This is a genomic window from Stappia sp., assembly GCF_048268045.1.
Taxonomy (GTDB): domain Bacteria; phylum Pseudomonadota; class Alphaproteobacteria; order Rhizobiales; family Stappiaceae; genus Stappia.
Genome location: NZ_JBLWWG010000006.1, coordinates 32,646 through 58,300, shown reverse-complemented (window position 1 = coordinate 58,300; position 25,655 = coordinate 32,646). Strand labels below are relative to the sequence as shown.

The 25,655-nt window shown below is 65.5% G+C and carries 22 protein-coding genes; 12 read left to right on the top strand and 10 right to left on the bottom strand.

Annotated elements, in window-relative coordinates; translation table 11 throughout:
- Positions 1 to 88 precede the first annotated feature (88 nt).
- The 6 genes from ACN0WF_RS11160 to ACN0WF_RS11135 all read left to right on the top strand — a co-directional run bounded on the left by ACN0WF_RS11160 (position 89) and on the right by ACN0WF_RS11135 (position 8,279).
- Positions 89 to 1,672, top strand: coding sequence for an ABC transporter substrate-binding protein (locus ACN0WF_RS11160; RefSeq protein ID WP_417772896.1), 1,584 nt, complete (start codon positions 89 to 91; stop codon positions 1,670 to 1,672).
- 119 nt (positions 1,673 to 1,791) lie between these two features.
- Positions 1,792 to 2,769 (top strand): ABC transporter permease, encoded by a 978-nt coding sequence (locus ACN0WF_RS11155; protein ID WP_417772895.1) that lies wholly within the window; start codon positions 1,792 to 1,794, stop codon positions 2,767 to 2,769.
- A gap of 12 nt (positions 2,770 to 2,781) precedes the next feature.
- Entirely contained in the window at positions 2,782 to 3,753 is a 972-nt protein-coding gene (locus ACN0WF_RS11150; RefSeq protein WP_417772894.1) for an ABC transporter permease, read from the top strand.
- A gap of 28 nt (positions 3,754 to 3,781) precedes the next feature.
- Positions 3,782 to 4,768, top strand: coding sequence for an ABC transporter ATP-binding protein (locus ACN0WF_RS11145; RefSeq protein WP_417772893.1), 987 nt, complete (start codon positions 3,782 to 3,784; stop codon positions 4,766 to 4,768).
- A complete protein-coding gene (locus tag ACN0WF_RS11140; RefSeq protein ID WP_417772892.1) occupies positions 4,765 to 5,802 on the top strand; it encodes an ABC transporter ATP-binding protein in 1,038 nt (345 codons plus the stop codon). The genes ACN0WF_RS11145 and ACN0WF_RS11140 overlap by 4 nt, the downstream gene beginning before the upstream one ends.
- Before the next feature lie 215 nt (positions 5,803 to 6,017).
- Entirely contained in the window at positions 6,018 to 8,279 is a 2,262-nt protein-coding gene (locus ACN0WF_RS11135; RefSeq protein ID WP_417772891.1) for a heavy metal translocating P-type ATPase, read from the top strand.
- A gap of 76 nt (positions 8,280 to 8,355) precedes the next feature.
- Here ACN0WF_RS11135 and ACN0WF_RS11130 read toward each other — a convergent pair whose 3' ends face one another.
- Positions 8,356 to 9,948 (bottom strand): asparaginase domain-containing protein, encoded by a 1,593-nt coding sequence (locus ACN0WF_RS11130; protein ID WP_417772890.1) that lies wholly within the window; start codon positions 9,946 to 9,948, stop codon positions 8,356 to 8,358.
- Positions 9,949 to 10,321: 373 nt separating this feature from the next.
- On the opposite strand from ACN0WF_RS11130, the gene ACN0WF_RS11125 reads away from it, so the two are divergent.
- Complete coding sequence (locus tag ACN0WF_RS11125) at positions 10,322 to 11,026, top strand: hypothetical protein (protein WP_417772889.1); 705 nt, start codon at positions 10,322 to 10,324, stop codon at positions 11,024 to 11,026.
- Between the two features lie 99 nt (positions 11,027 to 11,125).
- On the opposite strand, the gene ACN0WF_RS11120 is transcribed toward ACN0WF_RS11125, so the two are convergent.
- The 3 genes from ACN0WF_RS11120 to ACN0WF_RS11110 all read right to left on the bottom strand — a co-directional run bounded on the left by ACN0WF_RS11120 (position 11,126) and on the right by ACN0WF_RS11110 (position 14,026).
- Positions 11,126 to 12,448 (bottom strand): TRAP transporter large permease, encoded by a 1,323-nt coding sequence (locus ACN0WF_RS11120; protein ID WP_417772888.1) that lies wholly within the window; start codon positions 12,446 to 12,448, stop codon positions 11,126 to 11,128.
- Positions 12,441 to 12,944 carry a TRAP transporter small permease gene (locus ACN0WF_RS11115; RefSeq protein WP_417772887.1) on the bottom strand — a complete coding sequence of 168 codons (504 nt, stop codon included), beginning with the start codon at positions 12,942 to 12,944 and terminating at the stop codon, positions 12,441 to 12,443. The genes ACN0WF_RS11120 and ACN0WF_RS11115 overlap by 8 nt, the downstream gene beginning before the upstream one ends.
- Positions 12,945 to 13,024: 80 nt before the next feature.
- Positions 13,025 to 14,026: a DctP family TRAP transporter solute-binding subunit gene (locus ACN0WF_RS11110; protein WP_417772886.1), complete on the bottom strand. Its 1,002-nt coding sequence runs from the start codon at positions 14,024 to 14,026 to the stop codon at positions 13,025 to 13,027.
- Between the two features lie 234 nt (positions 14,027 to 14,260).
- Between ACN0WF_RS11110 and ACN0WF_RS11105 the strand changes: the two genes are divergently transcribed.
- The 5 genes from ACN0WF_RS11105 to ACN0WF_RS11085 are packed head-to-tail and all read left to right on the top strand — an operon-like array spanning position 14,261 to position 19,531.
- The gene (locus tag ACN0WF_RS11105; protein WP_417772885.1) at positions 14,261 to 15,085 is read left to right on the top strand and encodes an IclR family transcriptional regulator; all 825 of its coding nucleotides are present in this window, start codon (positions 14,261 to 14,263) and stop codon (positions 15,083 to 15,085) included.
- Positions 15,082 to 16,254 (top strand): acetyl-CoA acetyltransferase, encoded by a 1,173-nt coding sequence (locus ACN0WF_RS11100; protein WP_417772884.1) that lies wholly within the window; start codon positions 15,082 to 15,084, stop codon positions 16,252 to 16,254. Before ACN0WF_RS11105 ends, ACN0WF_RS11100 begins: the two co-directional genes overlap by 4 nt.
- Positions 16,254 to 17,885: an acyl-CoA synthetase gene (locus ACN0WF_RS11095; RefSeq protein ID WP_417772883.1), complete on the top strand. Its 1,632-nt coding sequence runs from the start codon at positions 16,254 to 16,256 to the stop codon at positions 17,883 to 17,885. The genes ACN0WF_RS11100 and ACN0WF_RS11095 overlap by 1 nt, the downstream gene beginning before the upstream one ends.
- Before the next feature lie 15 nt (positions 17,886 to 17,900).
- Positions 17,901 to 18,665, top strand: a complete 765-nt coding sequence (locus tag ACN0WF_RS11090; RefSeq protein ID WP_417773123.1) for an SDR family NAD(P)-dependent oxidoreductase — start codon at positions 17,901 to 17,903, stop codon at positions 18,663 to 18,665.
- Positions 18,662 to 19,531 (top strand): PCC domain-containing protein, encoded by an 870-nt coding sequence (locus ACN0WF_RS11085; protein WP_417772882.1) that lies wholly within the window; start codon positions 18,662 to 18,664, stop codon positions 19,529 to 19,531. Before ACN0WF_RS11090 ends, ACN0WF_RS11085 begins: the two co-directional genes overlap by 4 nt.
- Positions 19,532 to 19,609: 78 nt before the next feature.
- On the opposite strand, the gene ACN0WF_RS11080 is transcribed toward ACN0WF_RS11085, so the two are convergent.
- From ACN0WF_RS11080 to ACN0WF_RS11055, 6 genes are all read right to left on the bottom strand, one after another.
- Positions 19,610 to 19,975 carry a PPC domain-containing DNA-binding protein gene (locus tag ACN0WF_RS11080; RefSeq protein ID WP_417773122.1) on the bottom strand — a complete coding sequence of 122 codons (366 nt, stop codon included), beginning with the start codon at positions 19,973 to 19,975 and terminating at the stop codon, positions 19,610 to 19,612.
- Between the two features lie 47 nt (positions 19,976 to 20,022).
- Positions 20,023 to 20,565, bottom strand: a complete 543-nt coding sequence (locus ACN0WF_RS11075; protein WP_417772881.1) for a PPC domain-containing DNA-binding protein — start codon at positions 20,563 to 20,565, stop codon at positions 20,023 to 20,025.
- A gap of 273 nt (positions 20,566 to 20,838) precedes the next feature.
- On the bottom strand, positions 20,839 to 22,242 hold the full coding sequence (locus ACN0WF_RS11070) for a TRAP transporter large permease (RefSeq protein ID WP_417772880.1): 1,404 nt from the start codon (positions 22,240 to 22,242) through the stop codon (positions 20,839 to 20,841).
- Positions 22,243 to 22,251: 9 nt separating this feature from the next.
- Entirely contained in the window at positions 22,252 to 22,872 is a 621-nt protein-coding gene (locus ACN0WF_RS11065; RefSeq protein WP_417772879.1) for a TRAP transporter small permease, read from the bottom strand.
- A 113-nt stretch (positions 22,873 to 22,985) separates the two neighbouring features.
- Positions 22,986 to 23,987 (bottom strand): DctP family TRAP transporter solute-binding subunit, encoded by a 1,002-nt coding sequence (locus ACN0WF_RS11060; RefSeq protein ID WP_417772878.1) that lies wholly within the window; start codon positions 23,985 to 23,987, stop codon positions 22,986 to 22,988.
- Between the two features lie 296 nt (positions 23,988 to 24,283).
- Positions 24,284 to 25,633, bottom strand: a complete 1,350-nt coding sequence (locus ACN0WF_RS11055; RefSeq protein ID WP_417772877.1) for a sigma-54-dependent transcriptional regulator — start codon at positions 25,631 to 25,633, stop codon at positions 24,284 to 24,286.
- Positions 25,634 to 25,655: the final 22 nt, after the last annotated feature.

Sequence of the window (25,655 nt, the reverse complement as noted above, 5' to 3'; positions counted from 1 at the left end):
CGCATCGACGCCGCGCCGCGGATCAGCGGTCGCACCACGGACCGGGGTTGCACCATAGAATGTCTGAAAGACATCGAGAGGGGACTACATGCGCATACTGAAGTTTACAGCCGCGGCAGCGCTGGCCGTTTCGCTGATGACATCGGCGGCCTCCGCCGAAACGCTTCGTTTCGCCTTCCAGGGAACGCTGAACCAGCTCGATCCCTATTCGCTGAACGAGACCTTCACGCTCAGCTCCCAGGGCAACATCTACGAGGGACTGACCCGTCGCGGACCGGACCTGGCGATCGAGCCGGCGCTGGCCGAGAGCTGGGAGATCATGGAGCCGAATCGCTGGCGCTTCCACCTGCGCAAGGGCGTGAAGTTCCACAACGGCAACGACTTCAACGCCGATGACGTGGTTTTCTCCGCCGATCGCGTGCGCTCCGAGGGCTCGGACCTGACCAGCCGCATCAATGCGGACGTGAAGGTCGAGAAGATCGACGACTATACCGTCGACTTCCTCCTGCCGGGACCCAACCCCATTCTCCACTACGAATGGGACACCTGGTACATCATGGACAAGGAGTGGACGGAGGAGCATGACGCGGTCAAGGTCAACTCCGCCTCCGACACCACGCCGAACTTCGCCACGCTCCACGCCAACGGCACCGGCCCCTACAAGCTGGTCAGCCACGAGCCGGGCATCCGCACGATCTACGAGCGCAACGACAACTGGTGGGACCAGAACCAGGGCAACATCGACCGCGTCGAGTTCACGCCGATCGCCTCCGATGCGACCCGCGTCGCCGCCCTGCTGAGCGGCGAGCTCGACATGGTCTATCCGATCCCGGTGCAGGACGTGCAGCGCGTTGAGTCGAACGCCACCACCAGCGCCATGACCGGGCCGGAGCTGCGCACCATCTTCCTCGGCATGGACCAGCATCGCGACGAGCTGACCGACTCGAACGTCAAGGGCAAGAACCCCTTCAAGGACGTGCGCGTGCGCAAGGCGTTCTACCAGGCGATCAACATGGACGCGATCCGCGACAAGGTCATGCGTGGCATGTCGAACCCGACGTCGCTGCTGATCTCGCCGCTGCTCTATTCCCGCTCCGACGAGTTCGAGCGCTATCCCTACGACCCGGAAGCCTCGAAGAAGCTGCTCGCCGAGGCCGGCTATCCCGACGGTTTCTCCGTCACCATGGACTGCCCGAACGACCGCTACGTCAACGACGAGGCGATCTGCCAGACGGTCGCGGCCTTCCTTGCCCGCGTCGGTGTCAAGATCAACCTGAACGCCCAGCCGAAGGCGCAGTATTTCGCCAAGGTGCTGGCATCCAACAACTATAACACCTCCTTCTACCTGCTCGGCTGGACGCCCAGCTCGTTCGACAGCTGGAACGTGCTGCACAACATCACCGGCTGCCGCGACGAGAAGGGCAAGGGTGGCCCGTTCAACCTCGGCGGCTACTGCAGCAAGGAAGTCGACGCGCTCGCCGCCGAGATCCTCAAGGAGAACGACAAGACCAAGCGCGACGACCTGATCGCGCAGGCCTTCACCATTCTCCACAACGAGGTGTCGCACATCCCGCTGCACCAGCAGAGCCTGGCCTGGGGCGTTTCGGACAAGCTGTCGCTCGTCCAGCGCGCCGACAACCAGTTCATCTTCCGCTGGGTGGTGAAGAAGTAAGCGGCCCCGCGTCGCACCGACTGCGGCCCGGCGGAAACCCGTCGGGCCGTTCATACGGATGATCGCATCCTTCGCGGTCGCCGTGACTGACGAGCTCCTGGCGCAGGACGTCTCACCCCATGCTTGCCTTCACAATTCGCCGCCTCATCCAGGCCATTCTGGTGATGATCACGGTGGCCCTCATCTCCTTCACCCTGTTCCGCTTCGTCGGCGATCCGGTGAACCAGATGGTGGGCATCGAGACGACTCCCGAGCAACGCGAGGCGCTGCGCGAGCGGCTTGGCCTCAACGATCCGGTGATCGTCCAGTTCGGCCGTTTCATCGTCTCCGCCGCGCAGTTCGACTTCGGCACCTCCTACCAGTTCCGCCAACCGGTCTCCGAGCTGATCGGCCGCCGCCTGCCGGCGACGCTGGAGCTGTCGATGATGTCGGCGATCTTCGCGCTGGTGGTCGGCATTCCAATGGGCGTCTACACCGGCCTCAACCGCAACAGCCTGCTGTCCAAGCTGTTCCTGTCGGTCTCCCTCATAGGCATCTCGCTGCCAACCTTCTTCATCGGCATCCTGCTGATCTTCGTCTTCTCGGTGACGCTGCAATGGCTACCGAGTTTCGGGCGCGGGGATGTCGTCCAGCTCGGCTGGTGGAGTACGGGCCTGCTCACATGGAGCGGCATCAAGGCGCTGATCCTGCCCTCGATCACCCTCGGCCTGTTCCAGATGACGCTGATCATGCGTCTCGTCCGCTCCGAGATGCTCGAGGTGATCCGCACCGACTACATCAAGTTCGCCCGCGCCCGCGGCCTCAGCCGGCGCAGCATCAACTTCCGCCACGCGCTGAAGAACACGATGGTTCCGGTGATCACCATCACCGGTCTGCAGGTCGGCTCGATCATCGCCTTCGCGATCATCACCGAGACGGTGTTCCAATGGCCGGGCATGGGTCTGCTGTTCCTGCAATCGGTGCAGAACGTCGATATCCCGATCATGGCGGCCTACCTGATGCTGATCGCCTTCCTGTTCGTGACGATCAACCTGATCGTCGACATCCTCTATTTCGTCGTCGACCCGCGCCTGCGCGGCGAACGCGCCGTCCACTGACGGAGACCGTAAATGCCGCTCGCCACCGGAACGGAAGCTGAGAGCAAGACCGACGAGCGAGACGAGGCACCCAAAGGCCTCCTCGCGCGCGCGCTCGACAGCGACATCCTGCACTCATTCCTTCGCTCGAAGATCACCATCGTTTCGGCGATCGTGACCCTCGCCTTTCTGCTCGGGGCCGCCCTGGCCCCCTGGATCGCGCCGCACGATCCCTTCGACCTCGCCTCCCTGTCGATCCTCGATTCCCAGTTGCCGCCGGTCGGCCTCGACGGCGCCGATCCGCGCTATCTGCTGGGCACCGACGATCAGGGCCGCGACATCCTGTCGGGCATTCTCTACGGCGCGCGCATCTCGCTCGCCGTCGGCTTCGTCTCGGTCGCCTTCGCGGCGGTCGTCGGCGTGCTGCTCGGCCTCATCGCCGGCTATGTCGGCGGCAAGGTCGACGCGCTGATCATGCGCATCGCCGAGGTTCAGCTTACCTTTCCCGCGATCCTGATCGCGCTGCTCGTCGACGGCGTCGCGCGCGCCGTTTTCGGCAATCTCGACCGGGAACGCTTCGCCTTCTGGATCCTGGTGTTTTCCATCGCCCTGTCGTTCTGGGTGCAGTTCGCCAGGACAGTGCGCGGCTCGACGCTGGTGGAGCGCAACAAGGAATACGTTCAGGCCGCCCGGCTGATCGGCATTCCCCCATTCCTCATCATGGTTCGCCACGTGCTGCCCAATGTGGTCGGGCCGGTGCTGGTCATCGCCACCATCAACCTCGGCCTGGCGATCATCACCGAGGCGACGCTCTCCTTCCTCGGGGTCGGCATTCCGCCCACCCAACCCTCGCTCGGAACGCTGGTCAGGATCGGCAACGACTTCCTGTTCTCCGGCGAATGGTGGATCGCCATGTTCCCCGGCCTCGCCCTCGCCATCCTGGTTCTTGCCGTGAACCTGCTCGGCGACTGGCTGCGAGACGCCCTGAACCCGAAGCTCCGTTGACGCGGACGCGACCGAGAGACGACGGACAATGACGCAGGCTCCTCTCCTTTCCGTACGCGACCTCCGGGTCGAGTTTCCCACACGCCGCGGCGTGCTCACCGCCATCGACGGCGTCTCCTTCGACCTGCGCGCCGGAGAGGTGCTCGGCATGGTCGGCGAGTCGGGCGCCGGCAAGTCGATCACAGGCACTGCGGTGATCGGTCTGCTCGAACCGCCCGGCCGCATCGCCGGCGGCGAAATCCTCCTCAAGGGCGAGCGCATCGACAACATCTCGCCCGCCGCCATGCGCCGCATCCGCGGCAAGCGCATCGGCATGGTCTTCCAGGATCCGCTGACGAGCCTCAACCCGCTCTTCACCATCGGTCAGCAGATCATCGAGACGATCATGACGCACCTGCCGGTGAGCGAGCGGCAGGCGCGCGACCGGGCTGTCGCCCTGCTCGAGGAGGTCGGCATCCCCGCCGCCGCCGACCGGCTCGACGCCTATCCGCACCAGTTCTCCGGCGGCATGCGTCAGCGTGTGGTTATTGCCCTGGCACTGTGCGCGGAGCCCGAGCTCGTCATCGCCGACGAGCCGACCACCGCGCTCGACGTGTCCGTGCAGGCGCAGATCATCCGCCTGCTCCAGCGCGTCTGCCGCGACCACGGCACGGCCGTGATGCTGATCACCCACGACATGGGCGTGATCGCCGAAACGGCCGACCGGGTGGCGGTGATGTATTCCGGCCGCATCGCCGAGATCGGGCCGGTGCGCGAGGTCATCAAGAGGCCGAAGCACCCCTATACCATCGGGCTGATGGGCGCGATTCCCTCGCTTTACGGCTCCGAGGAGCGCCTCACCCAGATCCCGGGCTCGATGCCGCGCCTCGACAGCATCCCCAAGGGCTGCGCCTTCAACCCGCGCTGCTCCCTGGTGATGGATCGCTGCCGCCAGGAGCGACCCGACCTGATCGACGCCGGCGAAAGCCGGGCGGCCTGCTGGAAAGTCCTTGAAACGGAAGGAGCCGCCCGATGAGCGTCGTGGCCGAGCCCGTGAACGAAGAAACGGCGGAGACGGTCGTCGAGGTCAGCGGCCTGTCGCGCGTCTTCGACGTGTCGAAGCCCTGGCTGAACCGGGTGCTGGAGCGCTCGCCGAAGGCTTTCCTGAGAGCCGCCCAGGACATTTCCTTCTCCATCGAGCGCGGCGAGACATTCGCGCTGGTCGGCGAATCCGGCTCGGGCAAGTCCACGGTCGCCAAGATGGTGGTCGGCCTGCTGCAGGCGAGCGCCGGCAACATCCGCATCGACGGCATCGACATGCGCCGCAAGGACCAGGCGGGCGCCGACATGCGCGACCTGCGGCGGCGCATCCAGATGATCTTCCAGGATCCCTACGCCAGCCTCAATCCGCGCTGGCGTGTCGACCGGATCATCGCCGAGCCGATCCGCGCCTTTGACCTGGAAACCTCCGAGGCGGCGATCCAAAAGCGCGTTGCCGAGCTGCTCGAGCTCGTCCGCCTGCATCCGCGTGACGGCGCCAAATATCCGCACGAGTTCTCCGGCGGCCAGCGCCAGCGCATCTGCATCGCCCGCGCGCTCGCCTCGCGGCCCGAGTTCCTCGTCTGCGACGAGCCGACCTCGGCCCTCGACGTGTCCGTGCAGGCGCAGATCCTCAACCTGATGCGCGATCTTCAGGACGAGTTCGGGCTGACCTATCTGTTCATCAGCCACGACCTCGCCGTGGTGCGCCACATGGCCAAGCGCATTGGCGTCATGTATCTGGGCCGGCTGGTGGAGGTGGCGGATTCCCACGATCTCTTCGCCAATCCGCTCCACCCCTACACGCGCATGCTGCTGGCAGCGATCCCCGACCTGGAGATGTCCGGCAAGCCGCGCCGCGCCGTCGAGGGCGAGATCCCCAATCCGATCAATCCGCCGACGGGCTGCGCCTTCCACCCGCGCTGTCCGCTGGCCAACGGACGCTGCGCCAGCGAGCAGCCGAAGTTTCTCGGAAAAGGCCAGACCGGCGTCGCCTGCCACGCCGTCGAGGAAGGGCGTGGCGAGGTCTGACGCGACCGGCCACGCGCCCTTTCCAACACAAGCTGACTGAAACGGGCCGCCCCGACCGGGCGGCCCTTGACCTTCCAGTCGCTGGAACGCCTATATCGGGATAACCGAATGCCGCGCCCCCTCGAAACCGGGTGGGCGGGCGGCCCAGCCGCGGCCACACTGCCGCCGCAAGGTGCTGCTCGAAACGCGCGACCTGTTCCCGGAGTTCCCTGCGAATGTCCCAGCAAGCAATCACCGCGCCCGATCAGCAGGGCGCTTCAGGCGAAGCCGCCTCCGACCGGCGCGACGTGCTGCATTTCGACATCGGCGGCATGACCTGCGCCGCCTGCTCGGCGCGCATCGAGAAGGTGCTTTCGCGGACGCCCGGCGTGCTGCGCGCCTCTGTCAACCTGCCGCTGGAAACGGCGGTGGTGGAGACCGACGGCAGCCTGTCGGCCGATGACATCGAGGACAAGGTCGCCGCCACGGGCTACAGCGCCAGCGAACGAAGCGGCGGCTGGCAGGCCGAACGCCAGCGCCAAGAAGAGGCGGACGAGCGCGCGCACGCGGAGGAACAGCGGACCACATTCATCCTCGTCCTTTCCGCCCTGCTTACCGCGCCGATGATCGTCGGCATGGCGGGAATGCCCTTCGGTCTCGCGTTGATGCCGCCACCGGTCGTGCAGGCGGTGCTTGCCACCATCGTCCAGTTTATGGTCGGAAGCCGGTTCTATGTTGGCGCCTTCAAGGCCGTTCGCGCCGGCTCGGCCAACATGGACGTGCTTGTCGCGCTTGGCACCTCCGCCGCCTATTTCTACAGTCTGGCGCTGACGGTGCTCGCCTGGCCCGGTCACCCCGGCCACCTCTATTTCGAGGCTTCCGCCGTCATCCTGACGCTGATCCTCTTCGGCAAGCTGATGGAAGCGCGCGCCAAGCGCAGTACCACCGCCGCGATCCGCTCGCTCTCCGAGCTTCGCCCGCAGACCGCCCACCGGATTGTCGGCGACACGGTCGAGACCATCGCCATCGAAGCGCTGTTTCCCGGTGACCGCATCCTTGTGAAGCCGGGCGAGCGGGTGCCGGCGGACGGTGTGGTCGTCGAAGGGGAAAGCGAGCTCGACGAGAGCCTCATCACCGGCGAGAGCATGCCTGTGGCGCGCGCGCCCGGCGGTGAAGTCACCGGCGGCACCATCAACGGGTCCGGCGCACTCACCATCGACGTCAGCGCGCTCGGCGCCGACAGCAAGCTTGCCGCGATCATCCGCCTGGTGGAAAACGCCCAGACCGCCAAGGCGCCGGTGCAGAAGCTCGTCGACCAGGTATCGGCGATCTTCGTGCCGGTGGTTCTTGTCATCGCCGCCGCGACCTTCGCCGGCTGGTGGTTCACCGGTGCGAGCCTCGACGCGGCAATCGGCGCGACCGTGGCCGTCCTCGTCATCGCCTGCCCCTGTGCCCTTGGCCTTGCCACGCCGACCGCGCTCGTCGCGGGAACCGGCGCGGCGGCACGCGCCGGCATCCTGATCCGCGACATCGAGGCGCTGGAAGTGGCTCACAATGTCACCACCGTCGTCTTCGACAAGACCGGCACCCTGACGGTCGGCGAACCGCGCCTGACCGACCTGCGCGCCTTCGACCGCAATGACGACCGGTTGCTGAGGATCGCCGCCAGCGCCCAGCTTCCCAGCGAGCATCCGCTGGCCCGCGCCATCGTCGAAGCAGCCGGGGAACGCGGGCTGGAGCTGTCGCGCCCAACCTCCTTCCGCGCCATCGCCGGTCAGGGCATCGTCGCCGAGATCGCCGGAGAAACCGTGCTCATCGGCAACACGCGGCTCATGGATGCCAACGGCATCGACACTTTCCTGACCAAGCAGATCGCCCGTGAACTGGAGGGGCAGGGCAAGACCTGTTCGACGATGGCCATCGCCGGCCGCGCCGTCGGCGTGCTCGCGATGGCCGATACGCTGCGGCCGGAGACGCCCGCCGCGCTGGAGCGTCTCGAGGCCATGGGCGTCGCCACCGTGATGCTGACCGGCGACACGGAAACCGTGGCCCGCGCCGTCGCCCAGGGACTGCCGCTCGGCGAAATCGTCGCCGGAGTGCCGCCGGAGGGAAAGGCAGAGCGCATCTCGGAACTGATGAATGAGGGCCGCATCGTCGCCATGGTTGGCGACGGCGTCAACGATGCCCCGGCGCTGGCCGCCGCCAGCATCGGCATCGCCATGGGCTCGGGCTCAGAGGTCGCGATGGAAACAGCCGGCATCACGCTGATGCGCTCGCGGCCCGACCTTGTCGCCGACGCCCTCGACGTCTCCCGCGCCACTGTACGCAAGATCCGCCAGAACCTGTTCTGGGCCTTCATCTACAATGTCGTGGGAGTGCCGCTCGCGGCCTTCGGCCTGCTGACCCCGGCCATCGCCGGCGCCGCCATGGCGCTGTCCTCGGTCTCCGTCGTCACCAACGCCGGGCTGCTGCGCCGCTGGAAGCCCAGATCCCGCTGACCCATCCGCGCGGCGCAAGCCCGAGAACGCCCGGATCCCGGCTCCGGCCTCGATGAGGCCGGAGCCGGAATGCACATCACCCGGCGGTGCCGTAGAGCTCGGCCGTAACGCGCTTGTTGTGATAATCGTAGACATAGAGCGCCAGCGTGCCGTCCGTCGCGGAGCCGGACAGAATGAGCACCGAATAGGCCTGACCGACCGAGTGGTCCTGGGTTGCCCAGATCGGGGCGTTGGTGCGGTCGTAGATCACCAGATTGCCGTCGTCCTGCATGATCAGCCTGACCGGCAGCAGAGCCGCCCCGGTCAGAGGCTTCCACAGGACCGTGCCGGATGCGTTCGAGAGCACCGGTCCCTCATCCGGATCATTGACCAGCGTGGCGCTGCCGTCGAAGGCGGCAATCGACTGCCCCGGCAACAGCAGGCCCGGAGCGCGGCAATCGAGCCGGTTGCTGCCTGTCATCTCCCCCGCAAGCGGCGTGCGCATCAGGGTCTCGATGTCCGACTGCGACCAGGCGCGCCCCTGATAGTCGGCAAGCGCCAGCAGGATCAGCAGCTTCGCCTGGGTCGCGGGACCGGCCATGTCGTAGTTGCCGATGGCCCCGGCATCCGCCAGCCAGGAGCCCGAGGCGTAGGCAGTGGAATTGACGATGCCGGCGATGACCTGCGTGCCGGCGACAATCACCACGCCCGCGTCATGCGCTGCCTTGAGCACCGCATAGACGGCCCCGGCCTCGGCGTCGGCCGGATTGCCGGACGGGAAATTGCCCTCGCCATAACCCTCCAGGAACACCCCCTTCACCCTGCCGTTGTCGGCGGCGAGCGCCGCCTTCAGCATGCTGGCCAGCGCGCTCGTGCCGGCAGCCGAATTGTACTGCGCGGGAAAGGCCGGGAAGACCAGCACATCGGCGTTGTCGATCGTCGTGACGACATGGGCGAGCTGCGCCTGAAGGGATGCCAGCGCCGTCGGATTGTCGATGGCGAGCGAGGAGAGATAGGGCGCCGGAGGCGCCATGCGGCTGACCAGATAGCTCTCGATGCCGATCACCCCGAGATCGGGCCAGTCCGGCGTGGAGAAAGCATCAAACAGCGAGGCGTCGGTCTTCAGCGTGCGGTTGCCGAGCATCAGCGTGTCATCGAAGAAAAGCATGGAGGCCGGGAGGCCGGCGCGCATGGCCCAGATCGCGCCGAGCACATTGCGCAAGGCGTCGGTGTCGTAGTTGATCGCCAGCGGCGACGTCGGCGTCGTGCGGTAGAAAAGCGGCAGCTGCGAACCGGTCACAACGACCGGCTTGGTCAGGATGGCATCCGCATAGCCGTCGGCGCCGATGCCCGTCAGCAGCAACGAAAGCGCCGACGCGGTCCACGCCATGGTGTCGGTGCCGTGCAGCACAAGGAAGGCGTCATTGCCTGGATAGGTCGCGCTGTCACCCGGCGCGCCGACGATGCGCTGCGCGATCGTGCACCAGTCTCCCGGCTGCAGGTTGGTGCTGTCGAGGGTCGGATCGAGCCAGTCGTAGCTGACGACCGCCCCGGGGTAGCGCGCCAGGATGGTCGGTTCGACCAGCGACCTGAAGGCGGCGCAGAAATCCTGCCCGGACAGCGGCGCAAGCGGTGCGTCGACCGATCCGATGGTGCCGCCGGTGTAGAGAACGCGGATGTTGAACGACATGGACTTCCCTCCTGCCCGGCTCGGTCGCCACTGACCGACTTCCGGCTGTATCCCGCCCGCCGCCACGGCTCGAGGCTGTCGCGTCGTGTCTAGTCGCCGACTTCGCTGATGCCAAGCCACCGGCCGCACCCATCACCGGCTATCTGCCGCACACCTGCCGCCCTCCGGACTTTCCCTAGAGGCATTCAAAAATTATCAAACACATCGAAGACCATGCTCTGATAGCCAGAATTGAAAGACGTGAAACCGCGAATATTGGCGACTTGTTGCCTGCACGTATTTCGTGTATGAATTTTCACATTACATATCTAAGATAGAATATTCCACAAATTTAATGCGCATGTAGACCGCTTCCTCAACGAAAGGAACGACCATGGCTCGCTATCTGAAATTCTCTGGCATGCCGCATCCGGACGACGAACGGCTGGCAGCCGTGCTCGACCAGGCCCATGTGATCGCGCCCCAGTCGATCCCGGTGGTCGACAAGGCGACGGGGCAGACCCGCTACGTCCAGAAATACGGCCCCACGGTCGCCAACAACGGGCCGACGGTCTACGCACCGGCAACCGACGTCGCCGGCAATTACATGTCCTACAAGTTCCAGCCCAACAACAATTGCTACAACTACAGCTGCGACATCGCGACCAACTCCTTCGCCCAGCCCGGTCGCCAGAACGGCATCTTTCTGGACTTCCCGCCAACGGGATCCGCCGTTGTCGCCGGGGCGGTGGCGGACGGGCTTGTCGACCTCGGCGCCGGCTACCCATCGGCCTATCTCAACGCCTCGAACGGACATCCCGTGGCGCTGCTGATCTCCGCCGGCGACACGGCGCTTGGCTGGCCCGGCGACTACCACTGGGTGCGTTACGACCAGAAGACAGGCGCATGGTCGCAGAAGGACGGCGGCGATCAGGTGACCAACTTCGACTTCGCCGGACAGCCGATCGCCGATCCGGCGACGTCGAACTGGACCGTGAACCAGGGATCGACGCCGCAGTCGTCGGGCGGCGACGTCGTCGCCGACTATGTGTTCTACACCTACATGTTCGTCACGCTCGGCAGCGTCGCAATCCTCTAGGCGCAAGCCGACGGCCTTCAAGGAACGAAAAAGGGCGCGGCCGATCAGGCCGCGCCCTGTATTTCTTCGCGTTCTCGCCGTAGCGCGCGCCTGGTCAGGCTACTTCAGCAGCGCCACAAGGAACTGCGACATCTCCGGCAGGCCGGCGACGACGGCAAGTCCGATCAGCGACGAGATCAGGAACGGGATCGCCCCTTGCGCGACCCGTTCGAGCGGCAACCGCGTCACATTGGCCGCGACATAGAGGTTGATGCCCACAGGTGGGGTGAACAGGCCGATCGCCAGGTTGATCATCACGACGATGCCGAACCACACCGGGTCCCAGTTGAGTTCGCGCGCCACCGGCAGAAAGATCGGCAGGCAGATGAACATGATCGTGACCGCGTCCATGAACATGCCCGCGACAAGCAGCACCAGCATGATCACCATCAGGATGACCCACTGATTGTCGCTGATGCCGAGCAGATAGGCCGAATACTGTCCGATCACGTCATCGACGGTGACAACCCAGCCGAAGAGGCTCGCATAGGCGACGACGAGCATCACCACCGCCGAGGAGGCGGCCGCCTCCGTCAGCGAGCGGTAGAGCCCGGCCAGGGTCAGCGTGCGATAGGCAAGGCCGCCGACGGCAAGCGCGTAGACGGTGGCGACGAGCGCCGCCTCGGTCGGCGTGAAGGCGCCGGAATAGATGCCACCGAGGATGACCACCGGCGTCATCAGACCCCAGAAGGAGGACAGGAACGACCTCCACAGGCGCGGACCGTAGGCGAGCTCCGCGTCGGGCATCGGCATCAGCTTGTCGAGGCTCGGCGCGCCGGCCACCGGCTTGCTCTTCTTGGCGAAGGGGAGCGTCACCAGCATCAGGGCGCCCATGAAGAAGCCGGGGATGATGGCTGCGATGAACAGGTCGGAGATCGAGGTCTCGGCGATGACGCCGTAGATCACAAGCCCGATCGAGGGCGGGATGACAATGGACAGCGCCGCGCCGGTGCACACGAGGCCGGCGGCGAAGCCGCGCGAATAGCCGTCCTCCTCCATGCCCTTGATGATCAGCGGGCCGATGGCCGCGACAGAAGCGGGGCCCGAGCCGCTGACGGCGCCCCAGAACAGACAGACCACCGTACCCACGACGCCCATGCCGCCCGGCAGGCCGCCGATCATCACCCGGAAGAAGCGGATCATCCGCTCGGCGATGCCAAGCGAGCCCATCAGCGCTCCGGCGAGGATGAAGAAGGGAATGGCAAGCAGCGAGAACTTGGTGATCCCCGCGGTGATCAGGTCGCCGACCAGATCGAGGCCGAAGCCCAGCATCCACATGGCGTAGATCGCCGACAGCCCAAGGGCGAAGGCGACGGGAACGCGCAGGAACAGCAGCACGAAGAACAGCAGCAGCATCTGCGTGCCGGCGCCCAGGTCAAGCATTGCCCGCCTCCTTGCGGCCGGCATCCGTGTCGCCGGACAATTCGTTCCAGTTATCCAGGACGTGCTGGATGTAGCGGATGGTGATCAGGGCGAAGCCGAAGGGAATGGCGATGCTGTAATACCAGGCAGGAACCTGCAGCGCGTAGGACTTGATGCCGCTCGAGAGCTGGTTGGTGACGAGCTCCAGGCAGAACCAGGCCGACAGCGACAGCAGCAGGACCGAAAGCCCGCCGGCGATGAGCAGCGCGACCTTGCGAAAGCGGCGCGGCAGCATCTCGTAGAACAGCGTCACCGCCAGATGGTCACCGCTGCGCGCGGCAATCGCCGCGCCGAACACGGTCAGGAGCAGGAAGCCGTTGGTCAGCAGCTCCTCGGACGCTGCGAGCGAATAGCTCGTGGTGTAACGGACCACCACATTGACGAAGCCAAGCGCCGTCATAGCAAGAAAGATCACCGCGCAGGCGATCTTTTCCGCATCCCGCAGGATGAAGGTCATCGCGCTCCTCCCGATCCCGTCTTTTCGTACAGAAAGAAAAGGACCGGCCTGTCGGCCGGTCCTGACATTGCCACCAAGGTTTACTTGGTTTCGGCGATCGTGTCCTGGAAGGTCTTCACCAGGTCGGGACCGACCTTGGCCGCCCAGGTGTCAAACGCCGGCTTGGTCGCCACGCGGAACGCCTGCAGCTCTTCGGCGGTCGGCTCATAGACCTCCATGCCCTTCTCACGCAGGAAGGCGATGCCTTCCGCGGTCGACTGGCGGGTGATCTCGCGCTGGTAGTCCATGGCCTCCTCGGCGGCCTTGCGGACCTTCGCCTTGGTTGCGTCGTCGAAGGAGTCCCAGCGGCTCTTGCTGACGCCGATGAAGATCGGGTCATAGGAGTAGTGCCAGGTCGTGAGGTACTTCTGCACCTCGTAGACGCGCTGCGGGATGATCACCGCGCCGATCGGGTTTTCCTGACCGTCGACAACGCCCTGCTGCAGCGCCGGGAAGGTCTCGGTCCACTGCATCTGCTGCGGGTTGGCGCCCAGCGAATTCATGACGTCGATGTACATCGGCCCGGCGACGCGCATCTTGAGGCCCTTCATGTCCTCGGGCGTCTTGATCGGGCGGACGTTGTTGGTCACCTCACGGAAACCGTTCTCGCCCCAGGCCAGGACGATGATGTCGTGACCGGCCATGATCTCGGTCATCTTCTCGCCCGGCGCGCCATGGGTGGTGGCGTCGACCTGATCATAGTTGCTGTAGAGATAAGGCAGCGAGAACACGGCCATCTCGGGCACCAGCGGCGTCACGTTGATCGCCGAGGTGACGACGAAGTCGAGCACGCCGCGGCTGACCATCTCGGCCTGCTTCATCTGGTCACCGCCAGAGAGCTGCGCATTCGGGAACACGCGAACCTTGATGTCGCCGTCCGTCGCCGCGCTCAGCAGATCGTTGAACTTCTCCGAGCCCTTGTGCCAGGAGGTGGTGTCACCGGTGTTGTGCGACAGGCGAAGCGTCTCGGCGGACGCCGGGCCAAACATGGCAAAACATGCGACCGCGGTGGACAGGGCAAGCGCGCCCAGCTTTGTAACCATCTTACATCTCCTCCGTCTTCAAGAGCCCGCGCCGAACCGGCCGGGCGGGATGATGGCATGACCTCCATCATGCCCGATTACCGGTCCACATTGTGGATCAATTTCCGATATCGTCAATGACCTAATTGGCATTTCTCCGCAGATATCGCAAGAAATATCGCCTGACTTTACAAAACCGCCTCTCTGATATTATTATTTAGATCCATATTATGGACCCTTGGGAGGTGTCATTTCGTGTCAGCGTTGAGCGGTGCCCAGAGCGTCGACAGGGCGCTCGCGCTCCTGTCCCTGGTCGGGCGTCACGCCGGCCGGGGAGCTTCGCTGACTCAGCTTGTCGACGACAGCGGCCTCAACAAGCCGACCGTGCGGCGTCTGCTTCTGGCCCTGATCCGTGGCGGAATGGTCGAGCAGGACGAGACCTCACGCCTCTATTTCCTTGGCGAGGAAACCTACGTGCTCGGCACCTTCGCGGGCCAGCGCTTCGGCCTTGTCGAGATCTGCCGGGCGAGCCTGACGCGGCTTTCGGACCGGACCCAGGACACAAGCTTCCTGTCGGTGCGCCGGGACGCCCAGTCGCTGTGCCTCTACCGCGAGGAAGGCACCTATCCGGTGCGGACCCATGCGCTGCAGGCCGGCTTCGAACATCCGCTCGGCATCGGTGCGGGCTCGCTTGCCATGCTCGCCGCCCTCCCCGACGCGGAGGTCGAGGAGACCCTGGCGACGAACGAGGAGAGCATCCGCGCGCGCTATCCCGGCCTGCCGCCGGAGCGCATCCGCTCGGATGTCCGCACGACCCGGGAGCGGGGCTATTCGCTCAATCCCGGGCTCATCGTGGCGAATTCCTGGGGAGTGGGCGTGGCGTTCCGCTTCCCGGACGGACGTATTGCCGGCGCCCTCAGCATCGCGGCCATCGACAGCCGCATGCGCGAGGACCGGCAGAAGGAACTGGCCGACTGCCTTCGACAGGAGGTGGAGAAGGTCGAGGAGAAACTCGCGACCCTTTTTTCCCGGCGCAACGGTGCCCCGGAGAGGTCGCAAACGCGGAGGATCGTCAAATGACGAAAGCACGGATCGTTGGCTGGGCGCACTCGCCCTTTGGCAAGTCCGAGATGGAAGACACCGAGACGCTGATGGCCTCCGTGGTCGGACCGGCGGTGGAACATGCGGGCATCGGCCTGTCCGACATCGACGGCATCTTCGTCGGCGTCATGAACAACGGCTTCTCCAAGCAGGACTTCCAGGGCGCGCTCGTCGCCATGGGCAGTGAGGAACTGGCCCACGTCCCGGCCGTGCGCATGGAAAACGCCTGCGCCACGGGATCGGCGGCGCTCTACAGCGCCATGGACTTCATCGAGGCCGGCCGCGGCCGCATCGCCCTTGTCGTCGGCGCCGAGAAGATGACCGCGACGCCGACGTCGGAGGTTGGCGACATCCTGCTGTGCGCCAGCTACCGCAAGGAAGAGGCGGATGTGGATGGCGGCTTCGCCGGTCTCTTCGGCCGCATCGCCCAGACCTATTTCCAGCGCTACGGCGACCGCTCGGAAGAGCTCGCCATGATCGCGGCGAAGAACCACTCCAACGGCGCGCGCAATCCCTTCGCGCATATGCGCAAGGATTTCGGCTTCGAGTTCTGCAACACGATCTCGGAGAAGAACCCCTATGTCGCCGCGCCGCTGCGCCGCACCGACTGCTCGCTGATCTCCGACGGCGCCGCCGCGCTGATCATCGCCGACGAGGAGACGGCAGCGACCATGGAACGCGCCATCGCCTTCCGCGCCCGTCGCAACGTCAACGACATCCTGGCGCTCAGCCACCGGGCCGACATGCTGGCCTTCGAAGGCGCGCGTCGCGCATGGGCCGGCGCGCTCGCGGACGCGAACCTGGCGGTCACCGACCTGTCCTTCGTCGAGACCCACGACTGCTTCACCATCGCGGAGCTGATCGAATACGAGGCAATGGGCCTCGCCAAGCCGGGCGAGGGCCACAAGGTCATCCGCGAGGGCCTCACCACGCGCGACGGCAAGCTGCCGGTCAACCCCTCGGGCGGCCTCAAGTCGAAGGGCCATCCGATCGGCGCCACCGGCGTCTCCATGCACGTCATGGCGGCCATGCAGCTTGCCGGCGAGGCGGGCGACATCCAGCTGGCGAACCCGGAGCTTGCCGGCGTCTTCAACATGGGCGGCGCTGCGGTTGCCAACTACGTTTCGATTCTGGAGCGCGTGAAATAATGACGACGACTGACCCGAAGGGGGGCGTGGCCCCCTGCACCACCCGGGTGATGAACCTCGCCAACTTCCTCACCCAGGCAGCCCGCCGCCATCCCGGCGAGACGGGCTTCGTCTGGGGCGAGGCGGAATGGAGCTGGGCGCAGATGGAAGCGCGCGTCGAGGCGATGGCCAATGCACTGGCCACCGAATTCGACGTGACCAAGGGCGACCGGATCCTGGTGCAGTCCTCCAACTGCAACCAGATGTTCGAATCCATGTTCGCCTGCTTCCGCCTTGGCGCGGTGTGGGTGCCGACCAACTACCGCCAGTCGCCCGCCGAGGTTGCCTATCTGGCCGAGGCCAGCGGCGCGCGTGGCATGATCTGTGGCGCGGCCTTCCCCGAGCATGTGGCCGAATGCCGGAGCACGTCGCCCGCACTCGACTTCGTCATCTCCATCGGCGCGGCGGATTTCGGCGAGGACTATGACGCGATCGTCGAGCGCAACGCCGGCAAGCGCATTGCCAGCGTCGCCGTCGACCGCGACGACCCGTGCTGGTACTTCTTCACCTCCGGCACCACCGGACGGCCGAAGGCGGCGGTGCTGACCCATGGCCAGATGGCCTTCGTCATCACCAACCACCTGTGTGACCTGATGCCCGGCACCACGGCCGGCGACGCCTCGGTCGTCGTCGCGCCGCTGTCGCATGGCGCCGGCGTCCACCAGCTGGTGCAGGTCGCCCATTGCGCCAAGACGATCCTGCCGGGCTCCGACAGGCTCGACGTGCCGATGGTCTGGTCGCTGGTCGAGAAGTGGAAGGTGACGAACATCTTCACGGTCCCGACGATCCTGAAGATGCTGGTCGAGGACCCGTCCGTCGAGAGCTACGACCATTCGACCCTGCGCTACGTGATCTACGCTGGCGCGCCCATGTATCGGGCCGACCAGAAGCGCGCGCTCGCCACCATCGGCGCGGTGCTGGTTCAGTATTTCGGCCTTGGCGAAGTCACCGGCAACATCACCGTGCTGCCGCCGGCGCTGCATTCGGCGGAAGATGACGAGGCCGCGCGCATTGGCACCTGCGGCTTCGAACGCACGGGCATGCAGGTGCAGATCCAGGACGACGACGGCAACGAGGTCCCCACCGGCGACACCGGCGAGATCTGCGTCATCGGCCCGGCCGTCTTCGCCGGCTACTACAACAACCCGGAAGCCAACGCCAAATCGTTCCGTGACGGCTGGTTCCGCACCGGTGATCTCGGCCGCATGGACGACGAGGGTTTCGTCTACATCACCGGCCGGTCCTCCGACATGTACATCTCCGGCGGGTCGAACATCTACCCGCGCGAGATCGAGGAAAAGATCCTGCTGCATCCCGACATCAGCGAGACCGCGGTGCTCGGCGTGCCCGACCCGGTCTGGGGCGAGGTCGGCGTCGCCGTCTGCATCGCCCGCTCCGGCGCCAACACCGCCGAGATCGACCTGCGATCCTGGCTCGATGGCAAGATGGCCCGCTACAAGCTGCCGAAGCTCGTGATCTTCTGGGAGGCGATGCCCAAGTCCGCCTATGGCAAGATCACCAAGAAGATGGTGCGCGAGGAGCTGGAACGGCGCGGCGAGATGCCCGCCTTCGAGGAAGCCACGGGGGCCTGAGACGCAATGAGCAACATGACAGAAACCACCGCCGAAACACGCGGCGCGGTGGCCATCACCGGCGGTGCCTCCGGCATCGGACTGGCCAGCGCCGAGGTCCTCAAGCGCAAGGGCTTCACCCCCTACCTGCTCGACCTGCAGGCGGAAGCGCTTGCCGCCGCCTGCGCCGAGCTGGGCCTTCCCGCCGGCAATGGCATTGTCTGCAATGTCGCGGACGAAGCCTCGGTCACCGGCGCCCTCGAGAAGATCGCCGGCGAGATGCGCCTTGCCGGCGTCGTCAACTCCGCCGGGATCGGCAGCGACAAGCCGGCGGTCGAGATGGGTCTCGAGGAATTCCGCCGCATCGTCGACGTGAACCTCATCGGCACCTTTCTGGTGGCGCGCACCGCCGCGCGCATCTGGAAGGCCAATGGCCAGAGCGGCTCCATCGTCAACATCAGCTCGGTCTCAGGCATTACCGGCAACAAGGGGCGCAGTGCCTATGGCGGCTCCAAGGGCGGCGTCAACACGATGACGCTGGTCATGGCCAATGAGCTCGGACAGGACGGCATCCGCGTCAACGCGGTCGCCCCCGGCCCGATCGACACGCCGCTGGCCCGCCGGATCCACACCGACGACGTGCGTAACCAGTGGAACCAGCGCGTTCCGCTGCGCCGCTACGGCACGCCGGAGGAAGTGGCCAATGCCGTTGCCTTTCTGATCTGCGACGAGGCGAGCTACATCAACGGCCACATCCTCGCCGTCGACGGTGGCTTCGTCACGGCAGGCCTGGCGACATGAGCCAGCGCACGATCCGCCATCCCGGACCGACCGCCGAAAAACGCCACGCCGCCGTTGCCTGCAGCGTCGTGCCGGTGACGCTGACGCTCGAGCCTGGCCGCACGATCAATGCGGCCATCGCCGAGGCTTTCGCGGCGAAGGGGTTCGAGGGCGGCTACGTGCTGCTGAAGGACGTGCCCATGCGGCGGATGAACTACGTCATCCCCGCCGGCAGCCCGGACGCGGAACATGCCGCCTGGTACAGCGACACCCGCGCCCCGGAGACGGGCGGCACGATCCTGCGGGCCGGCCTTCACATGGGCCGGCGCGACGGCGAGCCTTTCCTGCATTGCCACGGCTCGTGGGAGGTTCCCGGCGAGGGCGTGCGGATGGGACACCTGCTGCCATTCGAGGCGGAAGTGAAGGAGTCGGTCGAGGTCGAGGCCTTCGCGCTTGCCGGCGCGATCCTGGATGTCGCCGATGACGCGGAGACCAATTTCCGCCTCTTCGCGCCGCGTGCCTCGCAGGAGACGGCCTCGCACGCGATGGCTGCCGAAGCCGGACGCAAGGCGGTGCTCGCGACCGTTCGCCCCAATGGCGATATCTCGGAGGCGATCGAGCGCATCTGCGCCGAGAACGGCCTCGATACGGCGACCGTCCACGGCATTGGCAGCCTGATCGGGGCTGACTACGCCGACGGTAGCCATGTGTCGTCCTACGCCACCGAAGTGCTCGTGCGCGACGGGCGCGTTGCAGCCACGCCGGAAGGCCCGCGCGCCAGCCTCGACATTGCCCTTGTCGGCATGGATGGCGATATCAGCGCCGGCGTCCTCGTGCACAGCGCGAACCCTGTCTGCGTTACCTTCGAGCTTCTGATCGTCGGCTGACGCTGCCACGAATGCGAAACGAAAAAGGGGCGGCCCCACGAGGAGCCGCCCCTTTTTTCATGCCCGGATACGCCCGGATCAATGCGTCGCGTCGGGAAGCCATTCCTCAAGCGTGATCTCGAAGGTCATGCAGATCGGGTTGCCACCGGGGACGAAGGGGCCTCCGTAGACCTTTCCGTCCGTGTCTGCGACGACGCCGGAAAGCCGGGCGCAGAGAGAACCGTCATCCTGCGCGCGAACCTCCCCGGCGATGCTGACGATTTCGACCGCAGGCCCGCGGATCTGCTGCACGCCGCCGGCGGCGGTCTCGAGGCTTGCGTCCACCAGGCTGCCCAGAGCCCCGCGCACGAAGGCGTTGCGGAACCCCTCGGCAAGGCAGAGTTTCTCCACGGCGTGAACGAGATCCTCATTGGGGGCAATGCGCGCATAGGCGACGCGCCCCATCGTGCCCTTCTCGACGACAGTGGTGTCGACCGGGGTCGAAATGCCCGTCATGCGTTTTCCTTCATGGGCTGAAGCAGGGGGATGTTGGTTTCCGGATCGTAGGCCTGCCGCAGCGAGAATCCATCGAGCGAGGTGACCAGCGCCGAAATCGGCGTCGCCCCGATGATGCAGTCCTCGGTGAGGATATGGCCGCCGCGCAGCTCGCCGTCGGCGGTTCGGATCGCCGCGTGGCAGTGGACCAGCGGCGTGTCCTTCAGGCTGACGCCGAGCGTCGCGTTGCCGAAGATCATGAAGGCAGCGCCCGCGTCGATCGGACTGGTGTAGGCGATCACTGCCTGCCCCGAGGGGTCCGGCGGCGCGACACAATAGGAAAGCTGCGCGAAGGCGCCGCCGAGAATGGTCAGCGAGGCATTGCTGATGCCAGCCTCGGCGAGCGGCCCGACGATGGCCTCGTAAAGCGAACGGCCGGGCGCCAGCGCAAGCCGCGCGTGGCGGGCGGACGATGCCCCCAGACTGTTGATCCTGACCGGATTGAAGCGTCCCGGATGAAACAGCAGGCGCGCACGCGCCGGCGTCTTCTCAAGCCGCATGGCGAACCCTCCCGATGAAACAATACAACTTTGAAAGTCATACAATTTCCGGCACCGAATGTGCTTTCGAAGGCGCCCGCAAAATCGCCCTGAAGCAGATGAAATTCCTCCCGTCTCACGCTTGAGAAAAAGAAGATTTCGCAAGCCTCCCGAAACGCGGCAACACCTGCCGGGCGCGCGCCTGGCAGGGCGCCAACGAAAAAAGCCGCCCGGCGCCACCCGCGACTTGCGCGAAAGGCACCGGACGGCTCCGGTTCGTGGGGCGGGACGCGCCTATCTGTTGGTGATGATCTCCGGCCCCATCAGCGAGTAGGGCAGCCAGGTGGAGAGAGCCGGGACATAGGTCACGATCACCAGGAAGATCAGCAGGATCACCACGAAGGGCGCCGATGCCCGCACCACCTGGACAAGGCTCATCCCTGTTATCCCTGATGTCACGAACAGGTTGAGCCCGATCGGCGGCGTGATCATGCCGATTTCCATGTTCACCACCATGATGATGCCAAGGTGGATCGGGTCGACGCCAAGCTCGATGCCGATCGGGAAGACCACCGGAGCGACGATCAGCAGCAGGCCCGAGGGCTCCATGAACTGGCCGCCGATCAGCAGCATGATGTTGACCGCGATCAGGAAGGTGAACCAGGTGAAGCCGGCGCCCACCATCCAGTCGGTGATCGCCTGCGGGATCCGCTCCGAGGTCAGCACGTGGGCAAAGAGCAGCGCGTTGACGATGATGAACATCAGCATGATCGTCGTCTTGCCCGCGTCAACCAGCACCTTGCGGGTATCGGCATGGAAGCAGGCTGGGATCGCTGCGACGACAGTAAGCCAGAGATTGCGCAGGATCGCTGTTCCGACGGCCTCGCCGGGCTTGCGCATCGGCACGTCCTTGAGCGGCCCCATGTCGCGATAGATGAAGATCGCGATCAGGAACGCATAGACCGCGGCGACCGAGGCCGCTTCCGTCGGCGTGAAGATGCCGCCGTAAATACCGCCCAGGATGATGACGATGAGCAGCAGGCCGAAGCCGGCCTCCCACGCCGCCGCGGCAACCTCGCCAATCCCGACGAAGGGCTGCTTCGGCATGTTCTTGATACGCGCGTTGATGTAGATCGCCACCATCAGCATCAGCCCGGCGACAAGACCGGGAATGACGCCGGCCAGGAACATGCGCCCGACGGACACATCGGTCGCCGCCGCGTAGACGACCATGACGATCGATGGCGGGATGAGGATGCCCAGCGTGCCGGCATTGGCGATGACGCCGGCGGCGAACTCCTTGGTGTAGCCCACCTGCCGCATGCCGGCGATGGCAATCGTGCCGATGGCGACCACCGTGGCCGGCGACGAGCCGGACAACGCCGCGAAGAGCATGCAGGAGAACACCGCCGCGATGGCCAGGCCACCGCGAATGTGACCGACGCAGGCAATGGCGAAGCGGATGATGCGCCGGGCAACGCCACCGGTCGACATGAAGGCCGAGGCGAGCACGAAGAAGGGGATGGCAAGAAGCGTGTAGTTGCGCGAGGCGTTGAACAGCTGCAACGCGACGGACGACACGGAATCGCTGGAGAAAAAGGCAACGGTCAGGACGCTCGACAGGCCGAGCGCGATGGCGATCGGCACACCGAGGAAGAGCAGCCCCAGGACCAGGACGAAAAGAACACCGGCTTCCATGGCTTACCCTCAGTCCTTCAGGACGTCTTTGTTTTCGGCAACGAGATCTTCCGCCTCATGGGCGGCGATCATCAGCTCGCGCTTGCCGGTGATGATCTGCCAGGTCGCCTGCAGGCAACGAAAGCCGAACAGGGCAAGACCGAGCGGCAGGATCAGGTAGGCGATCCAGCGCTGCACGCGCTCCTTCACGCCGAACATCTCCTGCATCACTTCCGGATACCTGAGGTCATCAAGGCCGATGCCGACCTTGTACATCTTCATCCAGTAGTCGATGGCCCCGCCGCGCGCATCCGCACCGAAGATCTGTAGCCAGTCGGATTGCAGCAGGATCACCGCATAGGCGACGCCGCAAAGCGCGCCGAAGACGGCGAAGACGCGGAAGACGGGCTTGGGAAACAGGCGGATCACCGCATCGACGCCAAGATGGCTGCCGATCTTCACGCCGTAGCTCATGCCGAACAGGATCAGCCAGGCGAAGAGGATGCTGGTGAATTCGAGTGCGCCGGTCCAGCCGGAGTTGAACACGTAGCGCGCCACCACCTGGGTGAAGGAAACGATGGTCATCAGCGCGAGAAGGAACGCGATCACGTTCTCCTCGAACCGCGTGACCCAATTGTCGATGCGGTGCATCTGGCCCCCCCAATCGAATTTTCTTGTCGTTTTGAGCGCCATGCCCCGACAGGGCACGGGCGGGTGGAAGCCGGGGCACCGCCCCGGCTTCCGGCCGTTTCACGCGCTCGCGATCAGGAGTCGTTGGACGCCTGGGCGGCCTCGATCAGGTCCATGCCAATGTCGTCCTGGAACTTGGTCCAGACCGGCTTCATGGCGTCAACCCAGGCCTTGCGCTGCTCCGGCGTCAGCTCGCGGATGGTGCTGCCGGCGTCCAGGATGCGCTGGCGGTTCATCGCCTCCTTGTCGGCGACCGCGGCATTGGCGGACTTGGTGACCTCATCGACGATGGTCAGGAACTGCTCGCGGACATCCGCATCAAGGCCGTTCAGCCACTCATCCGAGGTGACCAGCAGATAGGCGAGGAGCTGGTGGTTGGTCTCGGTGATGCCGTCCTGCACCTCGAAGAACTTCTGGGTGTAGATGTTCGACCAGGAGTTCTCCTGCCCATCGACAACGCCCGTCTGCAGCGCCCCGTAGACTTCCTTGAAGGCAAGCTTCTGCGGGTTGGCGCCCATTGCCTCGATCATCGCCTCGGCGACATCGGACGTCTGGATGCGGAACTTCAGCCCCTTGGCATCGGAGGGAACCAGCAGCGGCTTGTTGGCCGAGAACTGCTTCATGCCCGAGCTCCAGTAGCCCAGGCCGACGAAGCCGACATCCGTCATGGAGTTCAGCAGATCCTTGCCCTTCTCACTCGCCGCGAAGCGGTCGATGGAGGACAGGTCCGTGAACAGGAACGGCAGATCGAACAGGCGGTACTTGAGGGTGTAGGCCTCGAACTTCGACAGCGACGGGGCAGCGAGCTGCACATCGCCGAGAAGCAGAGCCTCCATCACCTTGTCGTCATCAAAGAGCTGCGAATTCGGGAACACCTGCATGCAGGCCTTGCCGTTCATCTCCTCGTTGACGCGCTTGGCCAGCATCGTCGCGGCATCGCCCTTGGGGTGACCCGTGGCGGCGACGACGTGGCTGAACTTGATGATCATCTCGCCGTCCTGGCAATCCTCGGCAAGCGCCGGGGACACAAAGGCGAAAGACGCGGCCGCGACGGCCGCCATGGCAAATTTCTTCATGGATGTCCTCCCAGAGACATGTCTGGCTGCGCCGGATGCACCGACGCGCCGATTGTGCCGGCCGGGAAAACCGTTCGCCCCCCGCCCGGTCAGTCACACAACGCCTTCAACAAGCGCCATGTCAGCCCTTTAGCAAGCGCCATGCCAGATCTCGCGTCCCGTCGCCTGCAGCACGGACCCGCCATTTTCGCGTGCCACCCGGGACGGGCAGAATGCAGCGATGTTTCGAGGACTACCCACACCCTCCCGCGAATGGGTAGAAAACGACACACGCCGCCGCCGATGCCGGCGCGCAGTCAGTCCGCGGCGTCGTCGCCGTAGCGTCCGTCGCGGTCGAGACCGTATTTGCGGATCTTGTCGTAGAGCCCCTTGCGCGACAGGCCGAGGCGCTCGTAGGTCTCTTTCATCCGCCCGTCGTTACGCTGCAGCTCGCCGGCGATCACCGCCCGCTCATAGGCCGCGACGCGTCCGGCAAGCGACGCTCCCTCCGCGCTCTCCGCCGCGATCGCAGCGCTTTCGAGCCCGAGCACGAAGCGGTCGGCGGCATTGCGCAACTCGCGGACGTTGCCGGGCCAGTCGCGGGCCATCAGCCCCGCCACATGCGCTTCCGTTACGTCCGGTATCTCCCGACGGTAGCGCGCCCGCGCCTCCCGCGCCAGATGGTGGAAGAGGAGGGGAACATCCTCCTTGCGCGCCCGCAGCGGCGGAACCTCGATGGTGATCACATTGAGCCGGTAGAAGAGGTCCTTGCGGAACTGCCCGCGGTTGCCCGCCGCCTCCAGGTCCTCCTTGGTGGCGGCGAGAAAGCGTACGTCGAGCGGGATCGACACATTCGAGCCAAGCCGCTCGATGGTGCGCGTCTCGATCACCCGCAGCAGCTTGACCTGCAGGTCCAGCGGCATGGATTCGATCTCGTCGAGAAACACCGTGCCGCCCTGGGCATGTTCCAGCTTGCCGATGCGCTGGCGCGCCGCCCCCGTGAAGGCGCCCTGTTCATGGCCGAAAAGCTCCGACTCGATGATCTCCGCCGGCAATCCGCCGCAGTTGAGCGCAACGAACGGCCCGCCGTGCCGGTGGCCCTCCTCGTGCAGTGCGCGCGCCACCACCTCCTTGCCCGCCCCCGTCTCGCCCATGATGAGCACGTCGGCATCCGTGTCGGCGAGCGCTGCGACCAGTGCCCTGAGGCGCTCCATCGCCGCCGAGCGCCCGACGAGCCTGCTCTCGATGCCGCTGCGGCTTTCCAGCTCCTCGCGAAGGATGCGGTTTTCAAGCACCAGCCGGCGTTTCTCCAGCGCCCGTTCGATCACATTGGCGAGACGGCTGACCGGGAAGGGCTTCTCGATGAAATCATAGGCTCCCGCGCGCATGGCCTGCACCGCCAGCGGCACGTCGCCATGGCCGGTGATCAGGATGACGGGAAGTGCTGCGTCGATCTCCAGAACCTTGCGCATCAGATCGAGACCATCGGCCCCGGGCATGCGGATGTCGGTGACCAGGACGCCGTTGAAATCGCGTCCGAGATGGCCAAGCACGCCGGACGGCGCGGCAAAGGCCGCCACATCGAAGCCGGCGAGCTCCAGCCCCTCGGCAAGCGCCTCGCGCAGATCCGGCTCGTCGTCGACGAGAAGTACCTTTGCCGTTTCCATCGCCCGCTTGTTCCTCCCTGCG

Bases quoted from the DNA above. Each gene is read 5' to 3' on its own strand.
- ACN0WF_RS11150 (WP_417772894.1), top strand. From the start codon at position 2,782: ATGCCGCTCGCCACCGGAACGGAAGCTGAGAGCAAGACCGACGAGCGA.
- ACN0WF_RS11140 (WP_417772892.1), top strand. From the start codon at position 4,765: ATGAGCGTCGTGGCCGAGCCCGTGAACGAAGAAACGGCGGAGACGGTC.
- ACN0WF_RS11090 (WP_417773123.1), top strand. From the start codon at position 17,901: ATGACAGAAACCACCGCCGAAACACGCGGCGCGGTGGCCATCACCGGC.
- ACN0WF_RS11110 (WP_417772886.1), bottom strand. From the start codon at position 14,026: ATGGTTACAAAGCTGGGCGCGCTTGCCCTGTCCACCGCGGTCGCATGT.
- ACN0WF_RS11095 (WP_417772883.1), top strand. From the start codon at position 16,254: ATGACGACGACTGACCCGAAGGGGGGCGTGGCCCCCTGCACCACCCGG.
- ACN0WF_RS11060 (WP_417772878.1), bottom strand. From the start codon at position 23,987: ATGAAGAAATTTGCCATGGCGGCCGTCGCGGCCGCGTCTTTCGCCTTT.
- ACN0WF_RS11120 (WP_417772888.1), bottom strand. From the start codon at position 12,448: ATGCTTGACCTGGGCGCCGGCACGCAGATGCTGCTGCTGTTCTTCGTG.
- ACN0WF_RS11155 (WP_417772895.1), top strand. From the start codon at position 1,792: ATGCTTGCCTTCACAATTCGCCGCCTCATCCAGGCCATTCTGGTGATG.
- ACN0WF_RS11055 (WP_417772877.1), bottom strand. From the start codon at position 25,633: ATGGAAACGGCAAAGGTACTTCTCGTCGACGACGAGCCGGATCTGCGC.
- ACN0WF_RS11070 (WP_417772880.1), bottom strand. From the start codon at position 22,242: ATGGAAGCCGGTGTTCTTTTCGTCCTGGTCCTGGGGCTGCTCTTCCTC.
- ACN0WF_RS11145 (WP_417772893.1), top strand. From the start codon at position 3,782: ATGACGCAGGCTCCTCTCCTTTCCGTACGCGACCTCCGGGTCGAGTTT.
- ACN0WF_RS11065 (WP_417772879.1), bottom strand. From the start codon at position 22,872: ATGCACCGCATCGACAATTGGGTCACGCGGTTCGAGGAGAACGTGATC.
- ACN0WF_RS11115 (WP_417772887.1), bottom strand. From the start codon at position 12,944: ATGACCTTCATCCTGCGGGATGCGGAAAAGATCGCCTGCGCGGTGATC.
- ACN0WF_RS11125 (WP_417772889.1), top strand. From the start codon at position 10,322: ATGGCTCGCTATCTGAAATTCTCTGGCATGCCGCATCCGGACGACGAA.
- ACN0WF_RS11130 (WP_417772890.1), bottom strand. From the start codon at position 9,948: ATGTCGTTCAACATCCGCGTTCTCTACACCGGCGGCACCATCGGATCG.
- ACN0WF_RS11085 (WP_417772882.1), top strand. From the start codon at position 18,662: ATGAGCCAGCGCACGATCCGCCATCCCGGACCGACCGCCGAAAAACGC.
- ACN0WF_RS11160 (WP_417772896.1), top strand. From the start codon at position 89: ATGCGCATACTGAAGTTTACAGCCGCGGCAGCGCTGGCCGTTTCGCTG.
- ACN0WF_RS11075 (WP_417772881.1), bottom strand. From the start codon at position 20,565: ATGCGGCTTGAGAAGACGCCGGCGCGTGCGCGCCTGCTGTTTCATCCG.
- ACN0WF_RS11100 (WP_417772884.1), top strand. From the start codon at position 15,082: ATGACGAAAGCACGGATCGTTGGCTGGGCGCACTCGCCCTTTGGCAAG.
- ACN0WF_RS11080 (WP_417773122.1), bottom strand. From the start codon at position 19,975: ATGGGGCGCGTCGCCTATGCGCGCATTGCCCCCAATGAGGATCTCGTT.
- ACN0WF_RS11135 (WP_417772891.1), top strand. From the start codon at position 6,018: ATGTCCCAGCAAGCAATCACCGCGCCCGATCAGCAGGGCGCTTCAGGC.